This is a genomic window from Paenibacillus sp. O199 (assembly GCF_001636635.1).
Lineage (GTDB): Bacteria > Bacillota > Bacilli > Paenibacillales > Paenibacillaceae > Paenibacillus > Paenibacillus marchantiae.
This window is the reverse complement of sequence record NZ_LGRP01000074.1, coordinates 1-6,452: the sequence shown is the minus strand read 5'-3', so window position 1 is coordinate 6,452 and position 6,452 is coordinate 1. Positions and strand designations below refer to the sequence as shown.

The 6,452-nt window shown below is 46.6% G+C and carries 6 protein-coding genes; 5 read left to right on the top strand and 1 reads right to left on the bottom strand.

The genetic code is table 11. The features are described from left to right. A partial coding sequence (locus A6049_RS31925) for an alpha/beta hydrolase family protein (RefSeq protein WP_481853571.1) occupies positions 1-428 on the bottom strand: 428 nt, incomplete at its 3' end. 346 nt (positions 429-774) lie between these two features. On the opposite strand from A6049_RS31925, the gene A6049_RS31920 reads away from it, so the two are divergent. The 5 genes from A6049_RS31920 to A6049_RS31900 form a co-directional block, all read left to right on the top strand. Beyond that, positions 775-1,386 carry a TetR/AcrR family transcriptional regulator gene (locus A6049_RS31920; RefSeq protein ID WP_063568422.1) on the top strand — a complete coding sequence of 204 codons (612 nt, stop codon included), beginning with the start codon at positions 775-777 and terminating at the stop codon, positions 1,384-1,386. A 375-nt stretch (positions 1,387-1,761) separates the two neighbouring features. Further along, positions 1,762-3,732 (top strand): AraC family transcriptional regulator, encoded by a 1,971-nt coding sequence (locus A6049_RS31915; RefSeq protein ID WP_063568421.1) that lies wholly within the window; start codon positions 1,762-1,764, stop codon positions 3,730-3,732. A 74-nt stretch (positions 3,733-3,806) separates the two neighbouring features. Next, positions 3,807-4,832, top strand: a complete 1,026-nt coding sequence (locus tag A6049_RS31910) for a FecCD family ABC transporter permease (protein ID WP_063568420.1) — start codon at positions 3,807-3,809, stop codon at positions 4,830-4,832. Beyond that, on the top strand, positions 4,829-5,842 hold the full coding sequence (locus tag A6049_RS31905) for a FecCD family ABC transporter permease (protein ID WP_063568419.1): 1,014 nt from the start codon (positions 4,829-4,831) through the stop codon (positions 5,840-5,842). The genes A6049_RS31910 and A6049_RS31905 overlap by 4 nt, the downstream gene beginning before the upstream one ends. Positions 5,843-5,851: 9 nt before the next feature. Then, the coding region (locus A6049_RS31900; RefSeq protein WP_063568418.1) for an ABC transporter ATP-binding protein at positions 5,852-6,452 on the top strand (601 nt) is incomplete at its 3' end.

Sequence of the window (6,452 nt, the reverse complement as noted above, 5' to 3'; positions counted from 1 at the left end):
CGCAATCCCAAGAGATTGCCCGCCGTTTGGCCGCCGAAGGAATGTCCGGCTGCTGCTATTCGGCTTCGGTCAGTGCGTCCACTGAGGCCTGGTACGGCAGATTCAATAAGGTCTAAATTATCGAGGATTCGCTTCATGTCCTCGACTCGGTAACGCCAAATCCGTGGTTTACGGGGATCGTCATGAGTAAGGCCAACAGTTCTCGAATCGAGGAACGTAGGTTGAATGACCACGAAACCGTGAGCAGCCCAGAAGTCGGTCAAAGGGCTATAGCCGTCAAGCGAAGATCCGTTACCGTGTGCGAAAAGAATAATTGGCAAATTGCCTCCAGTTGTTGGGGCGGATATTTTCACTAACAAATCCTCACCACGACCTGGGGCTTTTAGTGCTATCGATTTCACAGAGACGATGGTAGAGTGAGCGCTCATATTGATTTTCATATTAAATATCCCTTCCTTTCTCTTTAAACAATTAAAATTTATGAGTTCGCCTATGTTCTGCTATAGCAGAACATAAGTGGAACGTTGTTCCTATTATATGCGGAACGAAGTTCCACTTGCAAGATATTTATTAAACTTATAACATCCACAGTATTTTAGATTACATTGGATGATGTAATGAGTGGATTCTACAGGCCCTGTTTCAATGTCCAATTTGAATATGGAATACTCTTTTGTTTGAAGCTATGATTATGTCTTGTTAATATGAAGAATAGGACAGTAGCTAAATTCCATTGACGTAATGTAGAATTAACTTATGGGGGATATAACTTATATGAACGACAAAACGGAAGATCGCAGTGAAGGATTGGAGCCTCGTCAGCAGACAGTTCGAAGCGTGCGTGCCGATGCACAACGCAACATTAATGCTTTGCTCCAGTCAGCAATGACAGTGTTCGCAACCTCGGGGGTAGACGCTCCAGTTCGTGAGATTGCGGATAAGGCTGGCGTAGGGGTTGGAACTGTTTACCGTCATTTTCCACAACGTTCAGACTTAATTGAAGCTGTTTTTCGTCAGGAGATCGATGCTTGTGCAGATGCTGCAGTAGACTTAGCTGATAAATATAAACCTGTTGAGGCACTGGAGCGATGGCTGTTGCGTTACTTGGAGTTCATAGCAACTAAACGAGGACTCGCTGCAGCTCTACATTCTAGCGATCCGGCATACGAAACCTTACCTATTTGCTTTGTAGAGGAATTAAGTCCAGCTCTAAAGACTTTGATTGAAACAGCAACAGCTGCAGATGAAGTACTTGCCAATATTACACCAGATGAATTGTTGTGGGCGGTAGCAAGCCTAAGTACGGCAGTAGACAACGATGATATAGAGCATGCAAAAAATATTGTTTCTCTGCTTGTAGATGGGTTGCGTTACCGTGCTCTCTGAAGGGGATATCGAGAGATTCGGTATGTAGTAAAATAAAAATTACGCATGGTACCAGCTCCATTACCTAAGCACTTAGGGGGATGTTGATAAACTCAATATGTCGAGAGACATGAGCAATGCCCTGTAAAGCCGCTATTTTAGTGGCTTTTTTATTATAAGGAATCAAGTTCTTTTCCCATTTTGTTTACATTGAAAAAGAACCTTGGCGGCAAACTGGCATCGGTACTCTACCGACGTCAGTTTTTTTAGTTTCCGTTGCCTGCTCCCCCAATATCACTTAATGATGATATACTTACCTCATGAATAATGATATTGATAATCAATATCAATCAATGGTTGATATATAGAAAAAGTGTAATGAGGGAGCGCGGATAGATGCAAGAAGAAGCAGAAGCAAGCCAGGTATTTACACCGGAGATGATCGATACGATGGCCCGTATTTGGACACGTTCGATCATTACATTAATAGATGTACGCTTTCAGAATGTAGCGTCCCAAACCCCTTTGGAGCAGTACAAAATGCCTAGTAGCATGTTTATCTATGCATATGGAGGAGAAGCGCAAATTCAACTGAATGAAACCACATTTGCAATGGAACGCTTCGGTTTAGTTCACGGCGGGAAAGGGAGCCTGCTCAGTATTTCGCCAAAAGGGGAGATTGTGAAGACCTTTATGGTGTTTTATAAAGCAGAATCACCTCTTTTTTTCAAGAGGCACCTGCAGCAATTACTGGAGGAAGTGAATCCATTCGTTCAACAGTTTGGTTATACACCAAGTAATCCTATCTTGCTACTCGATTGGTTTCAACAGTTGATGAATGGTTGGAAACGCGGCAAGGCGATGGATCAGCTGCAGGCCAAAAGTTTTCTATATCAATTGGTTCATGGGGTATACAGAGATTTTGAGAGTGGTGAGATTCGGTATCTCCAGCCAGATCCAGCCTGTTCTACCAAGATATATCTCGATAAACATTACATGCAGCCGATTATGTTTCAAGAAATTGCCGATATGTTTGGGATCAGTGGTGGGCAATTGACACGGCTGTTCAAAAAGAAGGAAGGGATGAGCTTACAGGAGTACCTCATTCAGAAAAGGATTGAGGCTGCCTGTCAGGAATTGAAGCATACAGAAGCAACCATTAAAGAGATCGCAACAGGATCTGGTTTTACAGATGAGAAAAATCTGTTTCGGATGTTTAAGAAGTATTACAAGATGACACCAAGTGATTATCGGAAAATAAACGCACTATCCATGCAGGTTGATGGTATTGATAATGATTCTCATTTTCTTTACTATGAGAGGGAACTAGCGGGTCTAGTCCAGTCTTATAGAGAAGGGGAATCAACTATGTTTGGAAAAGTAAGAAGTAAAGAAATGATCTTGGCGGCGGCAATGAGCTTGATGTTTTTATTGTCGGCATGTGCGTCGGGAACGCCATCGAATAACGGGGGAACGGTGAATCCAATCCCTGCGCAGACACAACAGACAACACAATCGGAAGTATCGGAAACGAAAGCTTCAGAAGCAGTTTCGCAGACGAGAACGATATCCACAGTAAAGGGTGACGTTAAGGTGCCTAACAACCCTCAGCGTGTTGTAGTCGATTATTTGGTTGGCGATGTAGTGGCTCTAGGTGTAACTCCACTAGGTGTGGCGAGAGCGGCAAGGGACGGGAAAGAGGCTGTTTTTGCTAACCAGATTACAGACTCCATTAAAGTAGCTATGGAGCCGGAAGATGTCATGACTCTTGAGCCTGATCTGATCATTTTAGCATGGGGCGATGAAAATTATGAAGATTTATCCAAAATTGCCCCGACAATTTATGTCCCTTATGGTGATATGACTACAGAAGAACGGATACATTTTATAGGCGATGTTTTGAACAAGCAGGAAGAGGCTAAGGCAGTTTTGAGTGCTTATGCCGGAAAAATCGAAGAAGCCAAGCTAGCCCTTCAGAATGCAGGTCTTTCAGACGTGACGATTACTATGGGGGAATTCAGTGATAAAAGTAACTACATCGCTGGAGCCAAGCATGCGGTTGGCGACCTTGTTTATAATGAACTTAAAATGAAGGCACCGTCGAAAGTTCAAACTGATATTATTGACTCAGATAAATATTGGGGAGATATCTCTATGGAGGTCTTGGCTGCTTACATAGGGGATTATCTAATCGCTATAGGAGATACGAAAGTTCCTACTGATAATACGGTCTGGAAATCGCTACCTGCTGTGCAACATAATCGGATCGTAACAGTGGGTACATCGCTATCTTGGTCCACGGATATAATGACTTCCAGTGCATTAATTGATCATATTGTAAATCAATTGCTGACAATGGCTAAATAAGAGTTTTGACGAGGTATAAAGAAGTACTCCAATTTACAAATATGACTGTCAGTAGGTAAGGAAAGGAAAACGTGATGAAAAACAAGCCTGAACAAAAACGCCGTGGGGCGGTGAACTTCACCATGTACATGGTGGTAGGGCTTGGATTAACGGTTCTCATGTCGGCGGCGTCGATTAGCTTCGGCGCCGCCGACATGAGGTTAGCGACTGCATGGGAGGCTATTTTCCGATTTGATCCAACGCTCACTGAGCATCACATTATTCAAACCCTACGTCTTCCGCGTACCGTAGCCGATCTGATCGTCGGGTGCAGCCTTGCGGTATGCGGGGCTATTATGCAGGGAACGACGCGCAATCCGCTGGCCGACTCCGGGCTGATGGGGATCAGCTCTGGGGCAGCATTCGCGATTGCTCTTTGCCTGGCCTTTCTGCCGGGTTATTCGTATGGACAGATGATGCTGTTTGCTTGTCTGGGAGCAGCGCTCGCGACCGGGATCACTTACTTCATCGCATCAATGGGCAAGCGCGGGATGACGCCTCAGCGGCTGGTACTGGCAGGACTGTCCATCTCCATGCTATTTGGTGCACTCAGTCAGTATTTAGCGATCAATTATAACTTGGGTCGAGCATTGACATTCTGGACGGCAGGCAGTACAGCGGGGGTCAAGTGGGGGGAATTGCTGATTATCTCACCGCTATTTGTTGGTGGTGTACTGCTGGCGCTGGCGCTATCTCCTTCTGTTACACTGCTCAGTCTGGGGGATGATGTGGCAAGTGGACTCGGTATTCGTAGCGGACTGGTCAAGGGATTATCGACGATTATTGTGCTCGTGCTGACTGGATTGGCAGTTGTCGTGGTTGGCCCGATCGGTTTTGTTGGTCTGATTACCCCACATATTGTGCGATACATGGTCGGTGTCGATTATCGTTACATTATTCCGGCGGCTGCGCTATATGGTGCGTTGCTGACCGTGTCAGCCGATCTGGCTGGACGCTTGATCAATAAGCCGTTCGAAACGCCGATTGGCATTATATTTTCTATCATTGGTGTGCCGTACTTTCTCTTCCTGGCTCGCAGACAAAGGAGGGAATCTGAATGATCAAGCAGCGTTATACGATGCAACGGGGCATCATCATCAATGTAGTGCTTATGGTGCTCATTCTTATGTTTGCTATCATTAGCATGAATTCTGGCAAGATGAATCTTTCACCGCTAGAAGTGTTGAATGTTCTCGTGGGAAACGGCAACGACAAGCAAAATCTGATCGTGTTTGATTTTCGGTTGCCACGAATCGCACTGTCGATCTTGGTGGGTCTAGGCATGGGAGCGGCTGGGGTCGTGATGCAGAGTTTGCTGCGCAATGACATGGCTAGTCCGGGGACACTGGGGATTAGTTCGGGATCAGGTTTGTTTGTATTGTTCTTCGTCGTATTCATCGCATCGACAGGAAAGGGCTCCTTTATTGCCCTGCCACTACTGGCCTTTGTTGGTGGATTGTTGGCGGCGGGATTGATCTTCTTATTATCGTATCGCCGTGGGCGAGATATCTCGTCAATCGGCTTGATCTTAACCGGGGTCGCGCTCGGAAGCGGGTATGAAGCGCTGACCACCTTCCTGACACTCAAGCTGAATGATTCGCAGATGGATTTCATGCTGCACTGGCTGGCGGGAAGCTTGTGGGGCGCTGATTGGCGCTATATTTCCGTACTGGCACCATGGGTCTTCATTTTACTCGGCTATATTTTCTACAAGTCTCGCATGCTCAACACCCTCCATCTGGGCAATCAGACGGCAGAAGGACTAGGTCTTGCCGTGAAGCGGCAGTTTTTGGGGTTGTCGATCGCTGCTGTTGCTTTATCCTCTGGCAGTGTGGCCGTGGGCGGAAGCTTCTTCTTCGTTGGTTTGATCGCTCCGCACATGGCAAGAAAACTAGTCGGGCCCGATCACAAATTGCTCGTTCCGGCTGCCAGCCTGACCGGTGGATTAGTCGTGGTGCTGGCTGACACAATTACGCGCACGGTTAGCCTGGGGGGAGATGTGCCGACGGGAATCGTCATTACGGTCATCAGTGTTCCGTACTTTCTTTATTTACTATCGAAGGCCAATTAGGAGGACGTCATGGAGAGTATTACAGCGCAACAAATCGATATTGCCTATAATGACACGCTTATCGTAAAAGAACTGGATTTGCAGATTCCGCGTGGACAGATTACCTCGATTATTGGCCCCAATGGTTGCGGAAAATCAACCGTACTAAAGGCAGTCGGTCGGCTGCTCAAGACGAAAAATGGCACGGTTTATCTGAATGGTGCTGATATTTGCACACTGTCCACCAAAGAAGTGGCCAAGCAGATGGCAATTCTGCCGCAGACGCCTACTGCACCGAGCGGTTTGACGGTCGGTCAATTAGTGGCCTATGGGCGTTTTCCTCATCAACGGGGCTTCGGCAAGCTCTCCAAAGAGGATAAGCAAGTAGTTGCCTGGGCCCTATCAGTTACACAGCTTACAGCGTTTGAGCATCGCGAGGTCGATACGCTCTCTGGCGGTCAACGTCAGCGCGTATGGATTGCGATGGCACTCGCCCAGCAGACCGATCTGATCCTGCTGGATGAACCCACCACCTATCTGGACCTGGCACATCAGCTTGAAGTGCTGGAGCTGCTCTATGAACTGAATCGCAGTCAGCAGGTTACGATTGTGATGGTGCTGCATGACCTGA

Excerpts from the sequence above, each read along its gene's own strand:
- A6049_RS31920 (WP_063568422.1), top strand. The coding sequence starts at position 775 with ATGAACGACAAAACGGAAGATCGCAGTGAAGGATTGGAGCCTCGTCAG.
- A6049_RS31915 (WP_063568421.1), top strand. The coding sequence starts at position 1,762 with ATGCAAGAAGAAGCAGAAGCAAGCCAGGTATTTACACCGGAGATGATC.
- A6049_RS31910 (WP_063568420.1), top strand. The coding sequence starts at position 3,807 with ATGAAAAACAAGCCTGAACAAAAACGCCGTGGGGCGGTGAACTTCACC.
- A6049_RS31905 (WP_063568419.1), top strand. The coding sequence starts at position 4,829 with ATGATCAAGCAGCGTTATACGATGCAACGGGGCATCATCATCAATGTA.